At 60.8% G+C, this 21,632-nt stretch carries 18 protein-coding genes; 8 read left to right on the top strand and 10 right to left on the bottom strand.

What is annotated here, in order from left to right:
• Positions 1 to 89 precede the first annotated feature (89 nt).
• From RLDS_RS52645 to RLDS_RS52635, 3 genes are all read left to right on the top strand, one after another.
• Complete coding sequence (locus RLDS_RS52645) at positions 90 to 455, top strand: hypothetical protein (protein WP_021228520.1); 366 nt, start codon at positions 90 to 92, stop codon at positions 453 to 455.
• A 217-nt stretch (positions 456 to 672) separates the two neighbouring features.
• Complete coding sequence (locus RLDS_RS52640) at positions 673 to 1,509, top strand: universal stress protein (protein WP_021228519.1); 837 nt, start codon at positions 673 to 675, stop codon at positions 1,507 to 1,509.
• A gap of 30 nt (positions 1,510 to 1,539) precedes the next feature.
• Complete coding sequence (locus tag RLDS_RS52635) at positions 1,540 to 2,550, top strand: polyprenyl synthetase family protein (RefSeq protein ID WP_031299173.1); 1,011 nt, start codon at positions 1,540 to 1,542, stop codon at positions 2,548 to 2,550.
• Between the two features lie 85 nt (positions 2,551 to 2,635).
• Here RLDS_RS52635 and RLDS_RS52630 read toward each other — a convergent pair whose 3' ends face one another.
• The 4 genes from RLDS_RS52630 to RLDS_RS52615 form a co-directional block, all read right to left on the bottom strand.
• On the bottom strand, positions 2,636 to 4,300 hold the full coding sequence (locus RLDS_RS52630) for an electron transfer flavoprotein-ubiquinone oxidoreductase (protein WP_021228517.1): 1,665 nt from the start codon (positions 4,298 to 4,300) through the stop codon (positions 2,636 to 2,638).
• Between the two features lie 54 nt (positions 4,301 to 4,354).
• Positions 4,355 to 4,672: a 2Fe-2S iron-sulfur cluster-binding family protein gene (locus RLDS_RS52625; RefSeq protein WP_031299172.1), complete on the bottom strand. Its 318-nt coding sequence runs from the start codon at positions 4,670 to 4,672 to the stop codon at positions 4,355 to 4,357.
• 9 nt (positions 4,673 to 4,681) lie between these two features.
• On the bottom strand, positions 4,682 to 5,617 hold the full coding sequence (locus RLDS_RS52620) for an electron transfer flavoprotein subunit alpha/FixB family protein (protein ID WP_021228515.1): 936 nt from the start codon (positions 5,615 to 5,617) through the stop codon (positions 4,682 to 4,684).
• Between the two features lie 110 nt (positions 5,618 to 5,727).
• Positions 5,728 to 6,477 (bottom strand): electron transfer flavoprotein subunit beta/FixA family protein, encoded by a 750-nt coding sequence (locus tag RLDS_RS52615; RefSeq protein ID WP_021228514.1) that lies wholly within the window; start codon positions 6,475 to 6,477, stop codon positions 5,728 to 5,730.
• A gap of 113 nt (positions 6,478 to 6,590) precedes the next feature.
• Between RLDS_RS52615 and RLDS_RS52610 the strand changes: the two genes are divergently transcribed.
• Positions 6,591 to 7,394, top strand: a complete 804-nt coding sequence (locus tag RLDS_RS52610) for a FadR/GntR family transcriptional regulator (RefSeq protein ID WP_236616942.1) — start codon at positions 6,591 to 6,593, stop codon at positions 7,392 to 7,394.
• Between the two features lie 62 nt (positions 7,395 to 7,456).
• On the top strand, positions 7,457 to 8,647 hold the full coding sequence (locus tag RLDS_RS52605) for a CaiB/BaiF CoA transferase family protein (protein ID WP_021228512.1): 1,191 nt from the start codon (positions 7,457 to 7,459) through the stop codon (positions 8,645 to 8,647).
• Between the two features lie 38 nt (positions 8,648 to 8,685).
• Here the strand turns inward: RLDS_RS52605 and RLDS_RS52600 are convergent, their stop codons facing one another.
• On the bottom strand, positions 8,686 to 9,825 hold the full coding sequence (locus tag RLDS_RS52600) for an acyl-CoA dehydrogenase family protein (RefSeq protein WP_021228511.1): 1,140 nt from the start codon (positions 9,823 to 9,825) through the stop codon (positions 8,686 to 8,688).
• A gap of 133 nt (positions 9,826 to 9,958) precedes the next feature.
• Here RLDS_RS52600 and RLDS_RS52595 point away from each other — a divergent pair, with 133 nt between their 5' ends.
• On the top strand, positions 9,959 to 11,191 hold the full coding sequence (locus tag RLDS_RS52595; protein ID WP_021228510.1) for a LysR family transcriptional regulator: 1,233 nt from the start codon (positions 9,959 to 9,961) through the stop codon (positions 11,189 to 11,191).
• Between the two features lie 11 nt (positions 11,192 to 11,202).
• Here RLDS_RS52595 and RLDS_RS52590 read toward each other — a convergent pair whose 3' ends face one another.
• From RLDS_RS52590 to RLDS_RS52570, 5 genes are all read right to left on the bottom strand, one after another.
• Positions 11,203 to 12,690 (bottom strand): aldehyde dehydrogenase family protein, encoded by a 1,488-nt coding sequence (locus RLDS_RS52590; protein WP_021228509.1) that lies wholly within the window; start codon positions 12,688 to 12,690, stop codon positions 11,203 to 11,205.
• Between the two features lie 19 nt (positions 12,691 to 12,709).
• The gene (locus RLDS_RS52585; RefSeq protein WP_021228508.1) at positions 12,710 to 14,335 is read right to left on the bottom strand and encodes a GMC family oxidoreductase; all 1,626 of its coding nucleotides are present in this window, start codon (positions 14,333 to 14,335) and stop codon (positions 12,710 to 12,712) included.
• Complete coding sequence (locus tag RLDS_RS52580; RefSeq protein WP_052034225.1) at positions 14,332 to 15,642, bottom strand: MFS transporter; 1,311 nt, start codon at positions 15,640 to 15,642, stop codon at positions 14,332 to 14,334. Before RLDS_RS52580 ends, RLDS_RS52585 begins: the two co-directional genes overlap by 4 nt.
• 108 nt (positions 15,643 to 15,750) lie before the next feature.
• Positions 15,751 to 16,683, bottom strand: a complete 933-nt coding sequence (locus RLDS_RS52575) for a PDR/VanB family oxidoreductase (RefSeq protein WP_021228506.1) — start codon at positions 16,681 to 16,683, stop codon at positions 15,751 to 15,753.
• 153 nt (positions 16,684 to 16,836) lie between these two features.
• Complete coding sequence (locus tag RLDS_RS52570) at positions 16,837 to 18,153, bottom strand: Rieske 2Fe-2S domain-containing protein (protein WP_021228505.1); 1,317 nt, start codon at positions 18,151 to 18,153, stop codon at positions 16,837 to 16,839.
• 239 nt (positions 18,154 to 18,392) lie between these two features.
• Here RLDS_RS52570 and RLDS_RS52565 point away from each other — a divergent pair, with 239 nt between their 5' ends.
• A complete protein-coding gene (locus RLDS_RS52565) occupies positions 18,393 to 20,645 on the top strand; it encodes a TonB-dependent receptor (protein ID WP_031299164.1) in 2,253 nt (750 codons plus the stop codon).
• Positions 20,646 to 20,712: 67 nt separating this feature from the next.
• On the top strand, positions 20,713 to 21,492 hold the full coding sequence (locus tag RLDS_RS52560) for an SDR family NAD(P)-dependent oxidoreductase (RefSeq protein ID WP_021228503.1): 780 nt from the start codon (positions 20,713 to 20,715) through the stop codon (positions 21,490 to 21,492).
• Positions 21,493 to 21,632: the final 140 nt, after the last annotated feature.

Raw genomic sequence — 21,632 nt, 5'->3', positions numbered from 1 at the left:
CGCTTTCGGGCTCTCGTTCATGTGGTCGCCTCCCTCAGGGCAATGGCGAGACCGCATGTACGCACGACGCTTGGTCAAAAGGCGAGCCCTTGCCTTTTGGGAAGCCGCTTCTTTCCTTCGCGCTGGCATTAGGGGCTTTCGCCCTTGTTGCATGTCATAACATCGATGAAGGGGAACGGCAGGACGAAGGCAGCGATCATGAAAGTCTGTCTCACTATATTCCGCCTTCGGTCGCCAGAACAAATCGATACCGCTGTGATGACGGCAGTGAAATTTCAGTCGATGTCTTCGATGACAATCAAACCCTGTTTCTCCGTGATGAGGCAGGTTTTGCGAAGCTAAAGGCCGCGCGGAAAGAGGCGACATTCTCAGGGAGCGGCGTAACGCTTATCGTCACGCGCGGGACGGCCATGCTGAACCGTCGCGGCGCCCAGGCCGTGCGTTGCAGATCGTGACCCGATCGAACGATCCGGGAGGCGCGACCATCCCCCCCAGGCGCGTGTTTGCGCGGCTTTTGGAAGAGTGTCGCTTGCTTCCAATCCGATTAGTTGAAGCTCTCATGCCCAGTGGCATGACATGCGCCTTCGGCTCTCTTGGCGCCATGCGGACATGCGGCAATAGCCGCGCGCGGGCGCAATACAGCCTGCCACTTCGATTTAAGAGGAGATAATCTTGTCGCTACAGGATATCGTTGTCTATTTGGAGGACATTCCGGAGGGGGCATCAAGATTGGAATATGCCGCGGCTTTGGCGGCCCGCTTCCATTCCCATCTCTCGGCGGTATTTGTCGCCGATGCGCTCGAACTGCACCGCTATTCTGGCTTTGCGGTTGGGACCGGCATCGCTCATATGCTCGCACATCACAGTGAGCAGGTGCGCGCCGCTGCCGCGCGCTATCGAACATTGTTTGAGGCAGCGCTCCTCCAGGAGGAACTCCACGGGGAATGGCGCATCTCGGACAGGGTCTGGGGTGAGGATCTGATGATCCATGCACGGCATGCTGATCTCGCAATCGTTGGCCCGGCCGATGGCCCATCTCGGCGCAAGACAGCATTGAGCCTGTCCGAGGACATGATCTTCGCATCCGGCAGGCCTACGCTTCTTGTTCCAGCGGCATGGCGGTCGGAAAGGCTGGCGGATCACATCGTCATCGCGTGGAACGCGAGCGCCGAGGCTTCCAGAGCGGTCGCAGGCGCGCTTCCGCTGCTCTACAGCGCAAAGCAGGTTTCCGTTGTCGTCGTCCCCCAGGCGGGTCTTCCGGTGCCAGACGGGATAGATCCGGGTCGGGCGATCGTTCGCCATCTCGCCTGTCACGGCGTCACCGCGGACCTCTTCCTCCTGGAAGGGACTGACGCCGGTCAGGTCGTCGTGGACTTTTGCACCGAGCGCGACGCTGACCTGCTTGTCATGGGGGCCTATGGTCATTCCAAGCTGAGCGAAGCCATTTTTGGCGGCGCGACTCGCTATGTTCTGCGCCATGCAGAAATCCCCATTCTACTGGCGCGATAGGAGGCGATTCATGCGCAGGGGTGCGGAACCGTGTTGAAAGCCAGAAAATCCAGTGGGGCGGGCCCGACGCTGGAGGCCGTTGCTGCACTGATGGGCAACGATCTTCGCATCGTGAATGATATCATCCACAAGCGGATGCAAAGCGAAGTGGGCTTGATACCGACATTGGCAGGACATCTGATCAATAGCGGCGGTAAACGCCTCAGGCCCATGCTGACTTTGGCCTGCGCCAGGCTGGTCGGATATGATGGCACGCTCCATCATAGTCTGGCGGCCGCGATAGAGTTTCTGCACAGCGCAACGCTATTGCATGACGATGTCGTGGACGGATCTTCGCTGCGCCGTGGTCGCAAGACGGCTAACCTGGTCTGGGGAAATCGCGCGACAATCTTCGTCGGCGATTTCCTGCTCTCGCAGAGCTTCGAGCTGATGATCGAGACGAAATCCTCTCGCGCCATCGAGCTTCTAAGCCGCGCCACGACGAAGATGGTACGCGGGGAAATCGACCAACTGGGGGCGGCACGGCGCTTGGAAAGCACTGAAGCCGACTATTATGGCGTCATAAATGCCAAGACCGCTGATCTTTTCGCCGTTGCCTGCCGCATGGCAGCTGTGATCGCGGAGGAGAATGACCATCGCGAAAAGGCGTTAGATAGTTACGGTCGCAACATCGGAATAGCTTTTCAGCTCGTGGACGATGCAATCGATTACACTTCCAATGACACTGCCATGGGGAAAGCGGCGGGGGACGATTTTCGCGAAGGAAAGGTGACCCTCCCGGTCATCCTCTCATACCGCAACGGAGACCCAAATGTCCGCCGCTTCTGGCACGACGTTATTTCCGGGCGTACGTCTGCAGACGAGACCGCGCTCCGGCACGCGCTGTACCTTATGGAGTCGCGCGGCGCGATCACAGAGACCTTATCTCGAGCAAAAGATCACGCCGAAGCGGCGAAAAACGCGCTCCAATGTTTCCCTGATTCCGATCTGAAACGCGCCCTGATGGAAGCCGCTGACTTTTCGGTGTCGAGAACCTCTTGAAAGATTTTGCAAGAGTTCGTCGGCGCACAGGGACGCCCGGCGAACTTGTAGAGGCGTGGATGCCGCCAATCTCGATCAGAAGTCGTCACATGTTGGGATAATTTGGTCCGCCGCCACCTTCGGGCACGACCCAGTTGATGTTCTGGGTCGGATCCTTGATGTCACAGGTCTTGCAGTGGACGCAGTTCTGCGCATTGATCTGGAATTTTGGATCGCCGTCATCCTGGCCGACCACCTCGTAGACGCCGGCTGGGCAGTAACGCTGGGCCGGTTCATCATAGAGAGGCAGATTGTAGCTGATCGGGATCGTCGGGTCCTTCAACTGCAGGTGAACCGGCTGATCTTCCTCATGATTGGTGTTCGACAGGAACACAGATGACAGCCGGTCAAAGCTGATCTTGCCGTCAGGCTTGGGGTATTCGATCCTGGCGCAGGCATCGCTGCGCCCAATTTTTTCATTGTCGGCCTTGTGCTTCATAGTGAAGGGCAAACCGATCCTGAGCGTACGCATCCACATGTCGATGCCGGCCAGAAGCGTACCGATCGTGCCGCCGAACTTGGCGAGCAGCGGTTCGGCATTCCTGACCAGTTGTAGTTCCTTTGCGATCCAGCTCGACCGCAACGCATCCTCGTAATCGGCCAGGACATCGCCGGTTCGATCGGCCTGCACTGCCGCGAACGCCGCCTCGGCCGCCAGCATGCCGGACTTCATGGCAGTGTGCGTGCCCTTGATGCGCGGCACATTCACGAAACCCGCTGAACAGCCGATCAGCGCTCCGCCGGGGAAGGCCAGTTTGGGGATCGACTGCCAGCCGCCCTCGTTGATCGCCCGCGCGCCATAAGACACACGGCGCCCGCCCTCCAGGAACTTGCGGATTTCCGGATGCTGCTTCCAGCGCTGGAACTCCTCGAACGGGTAAAGATGTGGGTTTCGGTAGCCCAGGCCCACCACGAAGCCCAACGCCACCTGGCCATTGGCCTGATGGTAGAGGAAGCCGCCGCCATAGGCGTCGGTCAGCGGCCAACCCTGCGAGTGGATGACGAGGCCCGGCTGATGCTTCGCCGGATCGATATCCCACAACTCCTTCATGCCGAGGCCATAGACCTGAGGCTCGCAGTCGGCGTCGAGCGCGAATTGGCGCTTAAGGATCTTAGTCAGGTGGCCGCGCGCGCCCTCGGCAAAGAAGGTGTAGCGGGCATGGAGTTCGAGGCCGGGCTGATAGTCGCCCTTGTGGTTCCCCTCGCGATCGACGCCCATGTCCCCGGTGGCGACACCCTTCACGCCGCCGTCCTCGTTATAGAGGATCTCCGCCGCGGCGAAGCCGGGGAAGATCTCGACGCCCATCCCTTCGGCCTGTTCGGCGAGCCAGCGGCACAGATTGCCCAGCGATCCGGTATAGGTGCCCTTATTGTGCATCCAGCCCGGCGTCATGATGTGCGGCATCGCCATCTTGCCCGTCTTCGTCAGCATCCAGTGCTGATTGTCCGTCACCGGCACCTTCGCCAGTGAACAGCCCATCTCGCGCCAGTCGGGAAGCAGTTCGTCGAGCGCCTTTGGATCGATCACTGCGCCGGAAAGGATATGGGCGCCGATCTCGGAGCCTTTCTCCAGCACGCACACCGACAGCTCGCTGCCGGTATGCGCGGCCAGTTGCTTCAACCGGATCGCCGCGGAAAGCCCGGCCGGGCCGCCGCCAACGATGACCACATCATAGGGCATCGATTCCCGATCGTTCCGCGCTTCATTCATCGACCGAGCCGTCCATCTGTTGGAATGCGGGTGAGTGTTTGCATGATCCGGGTCTCAATCTTCCGGCGCGATGGTGATCGTGAGACCGTCCAACTCGTCGGACCAGGCAATCTGACACGAAAGGCGCGAGACGGGCGTACGATGTTCGGAGCTGTCGAGAAGGTCGTCTTCGTCCGCGCTCATCTTGGGAAGCTGATCGAAGCCATCCTCCGCAATGAGAACGTGGCACGTCGCGCACGAGCAACATCCCCCGCAAAGCGCCATCAGTTCATCGATGCCATTTTCACGGATTATTTCCATCAGCGACAGGCCCGGCTCAGCGGTGACCTGCACCGCCGCTCCGTCTCTCGTGATAATGTTCAGCGTCGACATGGTGTACCCTCAGCCCGAAAGCTTATCTGTGAGTTCGGGCACGATCTTGAAGAGATCCCCCACAAGCCCGATGTCGGCCACCTGGAAGATCGGCGCGTCCTCGTCCTTGTTGATGGCGATGATGGTCTTGCTGTCCTTCATGCCCGCGAGATGCTGGATCGCGCCAGAGATGCCGACTGCGATATAAACTTCGGGAGCGACGATCTTGCCGGTCTGGCCGACCTGATAGTCGTTGGGGACGTAGCCCGCATCGACCGCCGCACGGCTGGCGCCGACCGCCGCGCCGAGCTTGTCGGCGAGCGGGAAGATGTTCGCTTCGAACGTTTCGCTGTCCTTCAATGCGCGGCCGCCCGATACGATGATCTTGGCGGAGGTCAGTTCCGGGCGCTCCAGCTTGGCGATTTCCGCGCCGACGAAGCTCGATAGACCCTTGTCGCCGGTCGAGGCGACGGCTTCGACCGTGCCCGATCCACCGTCCTTGGCGGCCTTTTCGAACGCAGTGCCGCGCACTGTGATCACCTTCTTGGCGTCGCTCGACTTGACCGTGGCGATCGCGTTGCCGGCATAGGTCGGGCGCGTGAATGTGTCCTCGCCCTCGACCGACAGGATGTCGCTGATCTGCATTACGTCGAGCAGCGCGGCGACGCGCGGCGCGATGTTCTTGCCGTTCGACGTGGCGGGCGACACGAATGCGTCGTGGCTGCCCATAAGGTCCACGATCAGCGGCGCGACATTCTCGGCCAGCGCATGATCGAAGGCATCGTCGTCGGCGACATGGACCTTGCCCACGCCGGCGATCTTGGCGGCTTCGGCGGCGACGCCGTCCACACCCTTGCCGGCGACGATCAGGTGGACTTCGCCAAGCTTCGAAGCGGCGGTGACGGCGGAGAGGGTGGCGTCCTTGACGGCGCCGCCTTCATGCTCAACCCATACGAGAGTCTTCATCTTCTCAATCCTCTATCGCCGTTCGGGCTGAGCCTGTCGAAGCCCTGTTCTCCTTGAAGAAAAGGACTTGTCCTTCGACAAGCTCAGGACGAACGGAATTGAAATCTGCCTCAGGCGGCGACGCCCATAGCCTTGAGCTTGGCGACCAGTTCGTCGACGTCGGCGACCTTGATGCCGGCGGTGCGCGTGGGCGGTTCGACGACCTTGAGCGTGCTGAGGCGCGGCGCGACGTTGACGCCGAAATCGGCAGGCGTCTTGTTCGCCAGCGGCTTCGACTTCGCCTTCATGATGTTCGGCAGCGAAGCGTAGCGCGGCTCGTTGAGGCGCAGGTCGGTGGTGATGATCGCCGGCGTCTTGAGCTTCACGGTTTCCAGACCGCCGTCGACTTCGCGCGTCACGTTGACGCTGTCGCCGGCCACTTCGACCTTGGAAGCGAAGGTGCCCTGCGCCCAGCCGAGCAGCGCGGCCAGCATCTGGCCGGTCTGGTTGCTGTCGTCGTCGATCGCCTGCTTGCCCAGGATGACGAGGCCGGGGGCCTCTTCCTCGACGATCTTGGCGAGGATCTTGGCGACGCCGAGCGGCTCGACCTCATCGTCGGTCTGCACCAGGATCGCGCGATCCGCGCCCATGGCGAGCGCGGTGCGCAGCGTTTCCTGCGCCTTGGCGACGCCGATGGACACCGCGACGATCTCGGTCGCCGCGCCCTTTTCCTTGAGGCGGATGGCTTCCTCGACCGCTATCTCGTCGAACGGGTTCATCGACATCTTGACATTGGCGAGGTCGACGCCGCTGCCGTCCGCCTTCACGCGGGGCTTCACGTTGTAGTCAATCACCCGCTTCACGGGCACGAGGATCTTCATAGGAAACCTCCAAATGTGATAATGGTCCAACCATTATGAGCGACTATGGTAGAGGTCAAGAAGCTTTAGGCAGTTCATTGTTCACTGTGCTAGCGCAAGCAAGCTTCCTGGACATGAAACTGGACTCTGAACGGATGACATTGAAAAATTCAGCGGATGGGCTGGGCTTTGCTCCCATAAAAACGCAGCGCGCCTTCGAGGTGATCTGCGAGCAAATCCGGGCGCGCCTCGCCAGCGGATTGTTAAAATCGGGCGACAAGTTGCCGGCTGAACGGGAACTGGCCGCCGAGTTCCAGGTGAGCCGCAGCGCGCTACGCGAAGCGCTGCGCAGTCTTGAGGTGGCGGGCATTATCCGGAATGTCAAAGGGGTCAAGGGCGGCGCGTTCATCCAGTCGGCCGAACCGGACCGTATCGTCCAGGCCATGCAGGACTATGTACATCTTGGGAATGTTTCGCTTGATGAACTGACCGAAGCGCGCCTCGCCATACAAGACATCATTATAAGGCTTGCCTGCGAGCGCGCCACGGAGGCTGATTTCATTGAGCTCGAGGCAGTGGCCGAGCGGACCCGGCGTGAGACGACGGTGGACGCGCGTTACGAATGCGCTGTGCAATATTATGCAGTGCTCGCCCGGGCGACAAAAAACCGCATGTTCGGGATCTTCGTCAATTCCTTGTCCGCCATTCTGCACGAATTCGTCCGCGGACCTGATTATGAGACGCTGCAGAAATCCCTCATCGAATCGCGATTCAAGCTTATCGGCTATCTGCGCAAACGTGACGCCGAGGCGGCCGCGAACGAAATGCGGCGGCATCTCGAGCGCGTACATCGTCATGTGCGAAAGAATCTCAAGGCCGCTGCGAAGCCCAGCCCGGGACCTGTTGAGACAACCCGCGGTACGCGCAAGACGCGTTGACCAGGCGTCTACAATCTTGCAATAGGTAGGACCATTCAATCTATTTATTCGCAGGTGATGTGATGATCGATTCCGCTGGAAATGAGAGCCGAGGCGCCCTCGACGAGGTCCGCGTACTGGATTTCACAAGCGTCATGGCGGGCCCGTTTGCAACCCGGATGCTCGCAGATCTCGGCGCGGATGTCGTGAAGATCGAATCGCTCGATGGCGATCAGGTGCGTTCCCGGCCACCCGTGCGGGACGGTTACAGCGCCTATTTCGGAAATCTCAACGCTGGCAAGCGCAGCCTTGCCTGCAATCTGAAATCGCCCGAGATCCGCTCCCTCATTCTCGAGCTCGTCAAACGCTTCGACGTTGTCGTCGAGAATTTTCGCCCCGGCGTCATGCAGCGGTTCGGGCTTGATTATCAGACGTTGTCTGCGATCAACCCACGGCTCATCTATTGTTCGATCTCGGGTTATGGGCAGCAGGGTCCCAAGGCGCACCACCCGGCCTATGCACCGGTCATCCATGCGACCAGCGGCTTCGACATGGTCAACATGCATTATCAGGATGACGCATCGCGCCCGGCGGCAAGCGGCATCTTCATCGCAGATGTGCTGGGCGGCGTTCACGCCTTCGGCGCTATCCAGGCTGCGCTGTATCAACGCGAAAAGACGGGCAAGGGCCAGTATATCGACCTTTCCATGCTGGAGGCCATGGTCGGAATGCTGGTCTACGAAACACAGGAGGCGCAATTCCCAGGTGGCGCGCGCCGGCCCCTCTACACGCCGCTCAAGACCCTGGACGGCTTCATCATGATAGCGCCAACCAGTCCCCGCAATTTCGAGCAGCTAAGCGATGCGGTAGGACATCCCGAATGGCGGGAGGATCCGAGGTTTCGGACCAATGCCGACCGCAATGCCAACTGGGCGACCCTGCTGGCGCTCGCAGAGGAATGGACCTGCCTGCGATCGTCCAAGGAGGTAGAAGAGATTCTGTCCGGGCACGGCGTGCCATGTGGCCGCTATCGCGAAATGGCCGAGGTCCTCGAGGATCCCCAGCTTGCTGCCCGCCAGGCCCTTACCACGATCAACGATGGCGCAGGAGCCTATGCCGTTCCCAACCCGCCGTTCCGGATGAGCGGTTCGCGGGCGGAGGCTCGAAATCTCGTCGCCAGTCTCGGTGAGCATGGACGTACGCTTTTGTCGCAGGAGCTCGGACTAACCCAGGACGATCTTGATGCCCTTCAGGCTGCGGGACAGCTGATCTGACAACAAGGGGGAGGCCTTCGGCGCTCCCCCTTTCATCTTTAGCGAAGCAGCTCCCGGGCGATGGTGTTCCGCTGGATTTCTGAAGAGCCCTCATAGATGCGGGTGATGCGGATATCGCGATAGAGCCGCTCGACCGCAAACCCGCGGCAATAGCCACTGCCACCGAAGATCTGTACGGCGGTATCGACGGTACGACTGCCCGCTTCGGTCGCGAAAAGCTTTGCCATTGATGCGAGCTCGCGGCTCTTGTCTCCCTGATCGTAACGCCAGGCAGCGTCGAGCAAGATCAGGCGAGCAGCGCGCATGTCGGTGGCCATGTTGGCGAGATAGTGGCGGATCGCCTGGAATTCAGAGATGACGCCGCCAAAAGCAGGGCGGACCTTCGATTCATCGATCGCCAGCTCCAAAGCATATTCACCCATGCCCACCGCTGTCGCGCCGACATTGATCCGCCCTTCATTGAGTCCCTCGAGGGCGTAGCGGAAGCCCTGGCCCTCTTCGCCGAGCAGTGCATCGGCTGGAACCTGACATTCATCGAAGCTGAGTTCGAACACGCCGGGCGTAGCGGTGCCCATCAGCTCGATCGTCCCGGTGACGGAGAAGCCGGGCGTGTCGGCCGGCATCAGGAAGGCCGAGATGCCGTTGCGGGCACCCGCCGACTTGTCCGTGTAGGCGTACACGATGACGTGCTTCGCCTTTTTGCCATTAGAGATGTAGGTCTTGCTGCCGTTGATGCGCCAACCATCGGCGTTGCGAACCGCGGTCGTACGCATGGAGCCCGGGTCGGAGCCGCTGTTGGGTTCGGTCAGCGCAAACGCGATCGGAATTTCCCCTGTTGCCATGCCGGGCAGCAGGGCGGCGCGCTGTTCCTCGCTCGCATGATGAATGATGTTCTTGGCGCCCGGTCCCATGAGGGGGCGCAGTTCGGTCCAGAATTGCGGAGGGAGGCGGGCAAGCTCGATCTGCACCGCCGCCTGGGCCAGCGCACCGAGGCCGAGACCGCCATATTCCTCTGGAAGGGCCATGCCGAAATAGCCGTTCTCCACCAGCGTCTGGCGAACGATCGGCGGAACTACACCGGTCGCCTGAAACTCCGGTTCGTAGGGAAGCAAATCGCGCACGATGGTTTTGGTGACATCGCAAAACTCCTTGATGTCATCGGGGAGCTCGAAATCCATGACGTTTTCTCCGGTCATTGAGCGTTGATGGGGCGGCCGCGAAAGCACGGGACCGGGCTAGCATCTGTTTAATGGTCAGTCCATTTAAAATTCGGTTGGCGTTGCCCTCGACCTGGGATAGGTCAGCGCTCTGATGGCTGCTGATCCATTCGACATTAACCTGCGTCACCTGCGCGCGCTGATCGCCATTGATGAGCATGGCAGCATCACGGCTGCCGCAGACGCCGTCAGTCTTTCACAGCCTGCCTTGACGCAGGGGCTGGCTAAACTGGAGCGGCAATTCGGCTACACTTTCTTCGAACGGCGATCCGGGGGTATGGTAGCCACGGCCATGGGGCGTATCGTCGTCGCCCGGGCGCTGGCGGCGATCGAGCATCTCTCGGCCGGCGCCAAGGGATTGTCCGCCGTATTCCTTCATCCGGATCGGCTGATGACCATGACCCAGTTGCGCGCGCTGCTGGCGGTCGCCGAAGCAGGCAGCTTCGCGGGCGCGGCAAATGTCACGGGGCTTTCGCAGACGGCCGTTCATCGCGCGGTCGGTGACCTGGAACAGGTTATTGGCGCAACGATCGTTGAGCGTCGTGGGCGTGTCGTCTGGCTCAATGCAGCGGGTAAGCGCCTGGCGCGAGGCACACGTCTTGCTCTCGCGGAGATCTCGGCGGCGATCGTCGAACTGGCGATCGACGGTGGCGGCGGAAGCGAGCAGATTTCGTTCGGCGCCTTGCCGCTGTCCAGGCCGTTGCTGGTGCCGGCGGCGATGGCACAGATGGTGCGCGCAGAGCCGCGTGCAGCCTTCAAGGTGCTTGAGGGCAGTTGGCGCGAGCTGGTCGAGCCTTTGCGCGACGGGGTTATCGACATGATCGTTGGTGCGCTTCGCCCCTATGAGATCGCAGATCTTTATCAGTTGCCACTGGTTGAAGATCGACTGGTTGTCGTTGCCGGCAGCCAGCATCCTCTTGTGGGGCAGGAGAATCCTTCCATGGAGCAACTCGCGTCCTATCCCTGGGTCGTATCACCGCCCAGCACGCCCTCCCGGGAGCAATGGGAGCGAGTTTTCAAAGGGGCCTCTATGCCCGCAACGCCGATCGAGTGCAGTTCGGTGATGATCATAGGCCGACTGCTCTGGGAAACGAATTTCCTGACGCTGCTGTCGCCCGATCAGGTAGCGCTCCAGATCCGAAGCGGACTTCTAGCGCAGATCGGCCAGCCGCTGGAAGGCACCAAGCGAACCGTCGGCATCACCACGCGTCGCAGTTGGCGGCCGACGGCAACGCAGCGCCGCTTTCTCGACATGCTCCGGGAAGCCGCGACGCAGATGCGATCCGAGGAGAACCAGCCCGGTCTGCGGGACTCAGGCTGGCTCTGAGAGGTTATGGGTTAGTCCAGCTTGATCCAGACGGCCTTGGTCTCGAGATACTCCTCGATATGATGCGGGCCCGACTCCCGGCCGAAGCCGCTCATGCCATAGCCGCCAAAAGGTACGCCTGGATCAAGCATCTGATAGCAATTGACCCATACAGATCCGGCGCGAATGCCGCGCGCCATGCGATGCGCGGTGGCAAGGTCGCGCGTCCACACACCACTGCCAAGACCGAACTCGGTTGCATTGGCGCGCTCCAGAACTTCTTCGATCGTATCGAAGCTGAAGCTTGCAAGGACCGGACCGAAAATCTCCTCGCGCGCGATCGTCATCGTGTCCGACACATTGTCGAAGATGGTCGGCTGGATGAAATAGCCACCGTCATAGCCCGTGCCCGAAAGACGGGCGCCGCCGACCAAGGCACTTGCGCCTTCAGCTACAGCCCCTTCCATGAAGCCGAGGATCTTTTCCATCTGAGGGCCTGAGACAACCGGCCCGATCTGTGTCTGCGGGTCCAGAGGATCGCCGACCTTTATCGTCTTCGTGAACGCGGCGAGGCGCTCCATGAATTCTTCGCGGATCGAGGAGTGGACATAGAGGCGGGTACCAGCCGAACAAATCTGCCCTGAATTGGCGAACACGGCCATGGCCGCTGCCGGCACCGCCTTGTCGAGGTCCGCATCGGCGAAAACGATGTTGGGGGACTTGCCGCCCAGTTCCACGCTCACGCGCTTCATGGTGGGCGCGGCCGCGAGCAGGATTTTCTCGCCCACGCCGGTCGAGCCGGTGAACGCGATCTTGTCGACGCCAGGATGTGCGGAAAGGGCGGCGCCGGCGTCGCCCATTCCCGTCACGATGTTGATGACGCCCTCGGGGACCCCCGCTTCAAGGCACAATTCGCCGAAGCGGAGCGCCGAAAGCGGCGTCTGCTCGGCCGGCTTCATGACCAGCGTACAGCCGGACGCCAGCACCGGACCGGCTTTCCAGACCGACATACCGATCGGACCATTCCAGGGATTGATCGCAGCGACCACGCCAATCGGCTCCTTGAGCGTATGTGAAAGCACATCGCCCGGTGCCGAATTGTCCAGCGTTTCGCCCGAAATCAGCGTTGCCTGACCGGCATAGTAGCGCAGCAGCGCGCCGGCGCGCACCTTTCCAAGCACGGTACGGCTGTAGGGCGCACCCAGGTCCAGCGTGTCGAGCATGGCGAGTTCTTCATAATGCTGCTCGACGAGGTCGGCGAGCCGCAGCATGATGCGCTGGCGCTCCGCGCCCTTCATACGGCCCCACGGCCCAGTGAGCGCGGCACGAGCGACCTTGACGGCGCGATCGACATCTTCTGCCCCACCGTGCGCCACCATCGCAAGCAAGTCACCGGTCGCAGGGTTGCGCGTTTCGAACCTCTTTCCTGAAAGGGCAGGGACGCGCTGGCCACCGATCAGCATATCCTGTTCGGGCGTGTCGAGCAGGGCGGGGCGGGGAGGAATGGTCATCATATTCATGGGGCTCTCCTGTTCTGGTTCAGGCGGCTATGTTCGATTGAACGGCATCTTCGAGGATGAAGCGGGCGGCGCGCTCAGCGATCATCATTGTCGGCGCACTGGTATTGCCGCTTATGATCTCGGGCATGACCGAGGCATCGACGACGCGCAGACCGGCGACGCCGCGGACTCGTAGCCGGCCATCGACCACGGCCATTGGATCGCTGTCGGGGCCCATCTTGCACGTGCCCGTGGGGTGATAGGCGGTATTGACGATCTTGCGCAGCGCCGCATCGATCTCTGCATCGCTTTGATGTTGCGCACCCGGTTCGATCTCATTGCCGGTCATGGCAGCGAGCGCGGGCTGGGCGAAGATGCGGCGCGCTTCGCGGAAGCCTGCGATCAGCGTTTTCATGTCATAGGGGTCGGCGAAGAAATTAGGGTCGATAACCGGTTTGTCTTCCGGCCTGTTGCTTGCCAGGCGGACGGATCCCGCGCTTTTGGGGCGCAGGAGTTGTATGAGGCCCATATAGCCATGCCGCCGCGGGACGGATCGCGCGTCGAGCTTCAGTCCGACCAGGAAGGTAATCTGGATGTCAGGGCGCCCGGATCCGTCGGTACAAAGGAAGCCGCCGCATTCCGCGACGTTGGAGGCCAACATGCCTTCCCGTTTGATGAGATATTTGAAAGGGCTCGCAAGGATGCGGGGGAGGGCCTTGGACGAAACGGCGTAGGATTCGCCCGAAGGGTTCTCCATTGCGACATGAACGGTGGGGTGATCCTGCAAATGCGCGCCCACGCCCGGGAGATGGTGAACAGGCTTGATACCCATCGCACGCAGATGGTCTTCGGGTCCGATACCCGACAAGAGGAGCAGCTGCGGCGAATTGATGGCGCCGGCGCACAGGATGATTTCACGACGGGACGAGATCGTGCTCCGCGTACCGCTCTGCTCGATCTCGAGGCCGACAGCGCGGCCGCGATCGAAGAGGATCCGGCGGACCAGCGTGTCGGCCATAACGGTGAGATTGGGCCGGTCCAGGGCAGGATGAAGGAACGCGCGCGCGCTGGAGAGACGCGTGCCGTTTCGCTGGTTGAGATCATAGCGGCCAAAGCCGTCCTGTCTCTCGCCTGCAAAATCATCGTTGCGATGATGGCCGGCTTCGACCGCCGCGTCGACGATGGCGGCCGCAATCGGATTGAAGGAGCGCGGTTTTTCGACGTCGAGTTCGCCACCGCTCCCGTGCCAAGGTTTGTCGCCTTCATGGTAGTTCTCGACTGCCTTGAAGGCGGGTAGCACGTCGTCATAGGACCAGCCGACGTTGCCTGCCTCTTCCCAGGCATCATAATCCGCCCTCTGGCCGCGAATATAAACGCCACCATTGATCGCGCTGCAGCCACCGAACAGCTTGCCACGTGGGAAGTTGATCTGCCGATTTCCGATTGCTGCGTTACCGCTGAGTTGCTGCTTCCAGTTATACTTCTCATGCGGGAGCAGGAAGATATTGCCGACGGGCATCGCCGTCTTCAGGTTCACCGGCCACTTCCTGTCCGATGGTCCGGCCTCGATAAGGGCGACGCGGATGGCCGGGTCTGCGGAGAGGCGATTGGCCATCAGGCTACCGGCTGATCCCGAACCGATTACGATATAGTCGAAGTCACTCATGCGCTTGTGTCCTGCCGGCCGAGACGGGGGACATGGCCCCGCACGGCGATGAAACCAATGGCGTTGACCAGCATCAGGCCGGAGAGGACGCCGAAGAAGCCCAGATTGCCGCCGCCGATCAGGCTGGCGCCGGCCACCGCGCTGACAATCGCGCCTGCACGTCCCGCAGCACCCATCAGACCCAATCCCCGGGCACGCACGGCGGTGGGGAACGCATGTGCGCCGACCGCGAACATGGCTGACTGAGCTGCGCTGGCAAAAAGGCCCAGAGCGCCCAGACTAACGAGGACGGCAGGCTCGTTCCGTCCGCCTTCGATGGGGAGTAGGGCGAGAACGGCGCAAACAACCGCACCAACGACGGCCATGAAGATAAGCGTTGGACGTGATCCGAGGCGGATGATTGCAAGGGAGGCGAACATCGCGCCGATGGTGCCGCCGACATTGAAGCTGGTAAGGCCCAGGCTTGCGGTCTGGAGACCGAAGCCCGCGCTGAACAGCATCGTCGGCGCCCAGTTGAACATGAGGTAGATCATGAACATGCCCGAGAACATCGCCAGCGAGAGGGAAAGGCTGTCCCGCAACAAAGCACCCCTGAGAAGAGCGCTGAATGGAGCGTGCGGCGCTTGAGCGCCACGTCCGGGTGGTTGCACGGCCGTAGGATCGGGATGCCGGATGCGACGCAGGATGGCGTCGAGTTCGACGCGCCGATCTGGGCGCCCGGCAAGGTAACGCGGGGATTCCGGCAGGATGAACCAGAGGAGGGTGACGAAGGCGAGGGTGATGATGCCGCCCAGATAGAACAGCCAGCGCCATCCCAGCACGGGCAGGATCGCAGCAGCGGCGACGCCGCCCAATATGCCGCCGATCGAGACACAGACCACGCCAAAGGTAACGGCCACGCTGCGCCACCGCGCGGGCGTGAACTCGGCGATCATCGCGCTGGCTGTGCCCGGAACGCCGCCCAGACCGACGCCCGCGATCGTCTTGAGCAGGGCGACATGCCATAGCTCAATCGAAAAGCCGGTAGCGAGCGTCGCGACGCCAAAAATCGCGACGCCAATCAGCAGGGCTCCGCGTCGCCCGAACCGATCGCCGATGGCGCCGGACGTCAGCGTGCCGATACCCATACCGACAAATCCTAACGCGAAGACAAATCCCAAGGCATCGCGGCTGATACCCCACTCCTTGAGCAAGGAGGGGGCGGCCAGACCGAGCATCTGATTATCAAGGCCGTCAAGTATGACGGTGGCGGCGATCATAAGGACCGCCCACACCTGATATGAGGATAGAGGCAATGCATCGAGCATGCCTTCTCCCTCCCGTTCAATCGCGATAACTGCCAAAGGCTTCTCCTCAGCGGGGATCATTGCCCCTTATTATCATTGCTCGGCCACTCGCTGGCCTCCTGCGTGACCTTAGATGTCGAGCACCAGGGTGGGCGTTTTCGATCCCGAGCAGCATACCATGATCGACGTATTGGCCGCCTTCTCCTCGTCGGTCAGGAAATGATCACGATGGTCCGGGATCCCTTCGAGTACCTTGACCTGGCAGGTGCCGCAAACGCCCTCGGCGCAAGCAAAGCCGATATCCACGCCTGCGCCCAACAGGGCGTCCAGCATGGTCTCGCCTTCTTCGACCATGATAGTCTTGCCGCTTTTTGTCAGCTCCAGCGTATAGCCGCCATCGGCCGCAACCTCCGTGTCAGCCGAGAAATACTCGATATGGGCGTGCCCCTTCGGGCGTGCTGCGTTCACCGCGACGAACGCATCCAGCATGCCCGACGGACCGCAGCAGTAGAGATGGGCGTCGGCCGGGGCGGCATCGCATATCGTACGCAGATCGAGACGTTGCCCGCCGGGAATGCCGTCGAACACGATCTGCGCCTGCGGGAAATTCTCGACGCGATCAACATAAGCGGCGCGTTCCGGAACCGCGGCGACATAGTGCAGTTCCCAGCTGCGGCCCAGGGCCTCGAGGCGCGAGATCATCGACAGCATCGGCGTTATGCCGATGCCGCCGCCGATCAGCACGGTATGCGATGCCGATTCCTCGAGCGGGAAATTATTCTTGGGTTCCGAGATTTCCAATATCTCGCCGACCCGCCATTTTTCGTGGATGTGGCGAGATCCGCCGCGGCTGTCGATCGTATGATGAACCGCAATCTCGTAATAGCTATGGATGGCGGGATCGTTGACGAGCGAGTAGCTGCGCGCGAGGCCAGGGGCGAGCTGCAGATCGATATGTGCGCCCGCAGTGAAAGCGGGGAGCTTTTCGCCCGGCAAAGGCTCCAGGATGTAACTGTTGATACCTTCCGCTTCCCAGCGGATATTGCGAAGCTTTACGCGCATCTACCTCTCCTCTTGGTGCGTAGCGCGCAGTGGCAAAAAGTCTGAGACGCCATTGATCGACGCGCAGACCTTGCCCAACTCGTACCGTCACCTGTTCCTGATATATTGATGAAGGGTTGGGACCGGTCATGGATAGCCGGTCCCGTTTAAAGCCTATTCCGCAGCCTCGATCTCATTGACCGGCCAACGCACAGCCTTGGCGAGCGCAGCCTGGTACGCTCCGGCGAGCGTGTCATTCGGATCGTGCAGGAAGGAGCCGGCGCGCGCCTTGTAGAAGACGTCGGGATTTTCGATACCCGGCGGCACCGTGCCCTTGTTGGCAAATGCGCGGGCAGCCAGAAGAACCCGGCGGCGGACACGTGCGATCATCTGGTCGGTGGGCGCGAGGTTCTCGAAGCTGTGGTCGGTGATCGGACCCATGCTTTCGGTCACGGCCTGATCCTGCATCGTGATGTTCGGGATGCCGGTGAACTGATGACCGTTGCGCTGCGATTCCCGATCGATTGCCCAGTCGTTGGCTTCGCTGTCGGTCGAGCGCCAACGGCCAAACCAGTCGGTCGTGTTGGGCGCATAACTGATCTGGTCGAAGAGCGGCGTGCCGTCCTTGAGCGTCGAATTGTAAGCGGGGTTGCCGGCGTCCACACCGCAAGTGATGTCGAAAAGCATCGAATGCTCATCGTCCATCGGCACCCATGCGCGGGCGATGGCGCGGCTGACGAAGCGGTTATTGGGCGTCTGCGTCCAGAAGGGGAACATATAATGGGCAATGCGCCAGCTCATCTGACCGTCGTCATTGGGACGGTAGCCACCGTACATCACCCCCCAGTCGGACTGGGCCACCTCATATTCCGGCGCGCGGTTGAGTACGGTCGGGCGCATCGGATGGTCCGGCTCCAGATCGTCGGCTTCGATGCCGCCGACGTGAAGGAAGCCCACATGGCTGGTGTCGATGTCACCTTCGAGCGCCTGGAGCCAGTTGCAGTCGCGCTGCAGGCACCAGATTTCCGCCTCGGGGTGCATGGCCGCCTCGATTTCGGGGATCGGCGGCGGGGCCGCCTGATTCTCGCCCATATAGACCCAGATCAGGCCGTTCGCCTCATAGGTCTTGTACGCCTTGGCGTGCACCTTTTCCTTGAAGTCCATGCGCGCGGGAACGGACGGCATATCCACGCACTTGCCGTCGACGTCGAACTTCCAGCCATGATAGACGCAGCGGATGCCGTTTTCCTCGTTGCGCCCGATAAACAGCGATGCGCACCGATGGGGGCAGCGATGGTCCATGATGCCGACCCGGCCGGAGCTGTCACGAAAAGCAATCAGCTTTTCGCACAGGATCATCAGGCGTACCGGATCGCCGTCCGTCTTTACTTCCGAGGACAGGCATGCCGGCATCCAATATTGCCGCATGAACGACCCCATCACCGTTCCGGGACCGACCCGGGTCATATCTGCGCTGTCTGTCGATTGCATGATTCAGGCTCTTCCTTGACGTTCTTGGTTGATGGCTTCGCTGTGAACTGATCTCGAGTTCCGGCGAGGCGCGATAATTCCAATGCTCACCGGATAGCCCCCGTCCTCGCCGGCCTCTAATCGAAACTTGGTCTTACCATTCAAAAACCGGGACGTAGCTATTGCCGGTCGGTTCAACTTGCTGTCTTACCCCGTGACCAGGCGAAAAATCGCCGTCACACATAGGGGAGATGCTCGGCATGCCTTTCAATCACAAGTTTTACTCGGCTCTGGCTGGCATGATGCTGGCGGGCGTATATGGACCCGCCGCGGCGCAGACGTCCGCAGAAGATCAACAGCAGGACAACGCTCAGCAGCAGGCCGTGGCCGGGGACATCATCGTCACGGCGCAACGGCGCGAATCGACGGTGCGGGAGGTGCCCTTTTCTATTGCTGCTTTCGGCGGAGAAATGCTGCGTAACAACCAGGTCTTCAGTCCGACAGCGCTCACGCAGCAAATGCCGGGGATTACGATCAATACCTCGGACAAGTCGCTGTCCATCGTCGCGATCCGTGGCAATGTCTCCACGTTCCGAACCGCCACACTCGACACGCCCGTCGCCTATTTCATGGACGACGTTTATTATGTCTTCAACAACGACCTCAATGCCAACTTCTTCGATACCGACCGCGTCGAGGTGCTTCGTGGGCCGCAAGGAACCTTGTTCGGGCGCAATGTCGTGGGCGGCGCTATTGCGGTCATCACCAACAATCCCGCCTTCAAGGACGACTATTTCTTCCAGGCTACAGGCGGGAACGGCGGTTTCATTCGTACCGAGGGCATGGTCAACGGCTCGTTGGTGGATGACAAGATCGCCGCGCGTTTCGCCTTCAGCACCGAAAGCTCCGACGGGCTTATCGACACACCCAACCAGTCGGGCAGCTACGGCAAGACCGATGGTTACGCCATGCGCGGGAAGCTTCTTTTCGAGCCAACCGAGACGCTGAAGATCATTTTGTCGGGCGACTATAGCTTCACGAAGGGCAATGGTGGCGCCATCAGTCTCGGGATCGGCGGCGTTCAGCGGATTCCCGCCACCTTTGGAAACTATGACGATAGCGAATGGACCAACAACGACTATGCACGGTCGCCCTATCGGCAGCGACTGCGCGGTGGCTATCTGCGTGCCGACCTTGATCTGCTCGGCGGTACGCTCACGTCCATAACCGGCTATCGCATGAATGACAGCCGCGCGATCAACGACGATGTGCCGGTCGCGACGGTCGTGCCCGTCTTCGATCGCCGACAGGTTGTGAAGAATCGCAGCTTCACGCAGGAAGTCCGCTTCGCGTCGGCTCCGGGCCGTTTTTCCTATGTGGTCGGAGCCTACTTCCTGTCGGCGGACGTCTCGACCACGAACATCTTCTACTATAGCCCGTTGCCGGGATCGGCAGTGAATGCCACCGTGCGACGCAATCCCGAAGTGACCAACATCACGCGCGTGCAGGACGGCAATATTCGAAGCATTGCGGTCTTCGGCGAGGGCACGTTCGAGATCACGGATAGATTGTCGCTGGTGGCCGGCGGTCGCTACACGTCCGACCGCAAGAAGATCGACTACCACGCCTTCTCGACCACCGATGCCGGGGCAATCCCGGGTTTCGGCTTTCCGGGCGAGGTGTTTGCCTCGGGCGGCAAGACCTGGGACGCCTTCACGCCGCGCGTGACGCTGAAATATGAGCCGGTCGACAAGGTCAATCTCTATGCGACCTGGGCAAAGGGTTTCAAATCCGGCGGCTTCGTCGACAACGCCTATCTCAATCCAACCCTGCCGTTGGAGCCTGAGAAGGCGCAAAATTATGAGATTGGCGCCAAGACCCGGTTGTTCGACAACATGCTCGATTTCAACGTCGCGCTATTCCGGCAAAAGACCAAGAACCTCCAGAATTTTTCGGGTGCAGGTGGTATCGCCCACACTTACAACGGCACGCTTAAGATGAAGGGCTGGGAAATCGAGTCGGTCCTGCGTCCCGTGGATGGCCTGCGGCTTACCGGCAATTACACCCATCTGATCGGCGAGTACACGTCATTGCGGGATCCCCTGGTCAACCTCGACTATTCGGGTAACCCGGCCAAGTTCGCTCCGCGCGACAGTTTCACAATCGGTGCGAGCTATGACCTGGCCATGGCCAATGGCGCGAAACTCACTCCACAGGCGGACTTCAACTATTCCAGCCGTATATCCACGGACGACGCGAACACCCTGCGTCTCTACGACAATCTGTACAATGACACGAGGGGACGGACGCTCAATGCCCGGCTCAACTATGAGTCTGCCAACGGGCGCTGGACGCTGGGCATATGGGGAAAGAACCTCACCAATAACTATCAGATCGTCAACGCCGACGATATCACCGCCTTCCTTGCAGTGCCGGGCAACGGCACTACCTACTGGAAGATTTTCACCAACACGCCGCGGACATACGGGGTCACTCTGTCCGTGCGACCGTAAGTCCACTTCGCCCCCGGGGGAGGATGCGTCCTTCCCCAACTCTTTCATCCCTATTCAGGATCCTCCAATGGCCGACAGCTTCGATCTTCCCGCAAATGGTAGCTTCTCCTTCAATGACCGCACGGCACTTATTACCGGCGGCGGTCGCGGCGTGGGGGAAGCGATCGCGCGGGAGATTCATGCGGGCGGCGGTAGGGTAGCCGTGAGCGACGTTGATCTGGCTGTAGCGCAGGACGTGGCGGCATCGCTTGATCCCAGCGGCGCAAGCGCCGTTGCTCTGCAGCTTGATGTCAGGGAGAAAGGGGATTTTCTCGCAGCGCGGGACCGCATCGCGTCGCAATGGGGACGGATTGATATCGTCGTCAACAATGCGGGCTTTGCCAAGCGGACGCCCACCCAGGATATCACGCCCGAGGAGTTCGACTCGATCGTCCAGATCAATATGCGAAGCGTGTTCCTGAGCTGCCAGATATTCTCCGAGCATATGCGCGAGGCCGGTTATGGCCGGATCGTCAACATCACCTCGCTCGCAGGGCAGAACGGAGGGACTGTCGCGTCGCCTCATTATGCCGCTTCGAAAGCCGGAGCGATCATGTTGACCAAGTATTTCGCGCGCTATCTGGCGGGCACAGGCGTAACCGTTAATGCCATCGCTCCTGGACCGATCGACACCGCAAAGGCGCGCCTGTCGGCCGAGCAGATCGCCCGAGTGGAGGAGGAGGTGCCGATCGGCCGGTTCATGACGGTGAGTGAGATTGCCGCGGCCGCGGCGCTGCTCGCGTCCGACAGAGGCGGTTTCTTCGTGGGTGCCACGCTCGATATGAATGGGGGGCTGTATCTGCGCTGACCAGCAGCATCGGCTTGATCAAATCTCGTCCCTATTTTCTTATGGCGATATTGGAATGCGATTGGCAGACAGATGGGTTGTGATCCTATCTTGCCGAGATGATTTAATGGAGGCGGCTGCGTGCGTTCATACGAGTAGTC

It is taken from the genome of Sphingobium lactosutens DS20 (assembly GCF_000445105.1).
Taxonomy (GTDB): Bacteria; Pseudomonadota; Alphaproteobacteria; order Sphingomonadales; family Sphingomonadaceae; genus Sphingobium; species Sphingobium lactosutens.
The sequence above is the reverse complement of the archived record's forward strand: the minus strand, read 5'-3'. Positions and strand labels throughout refer to the sequence as shown.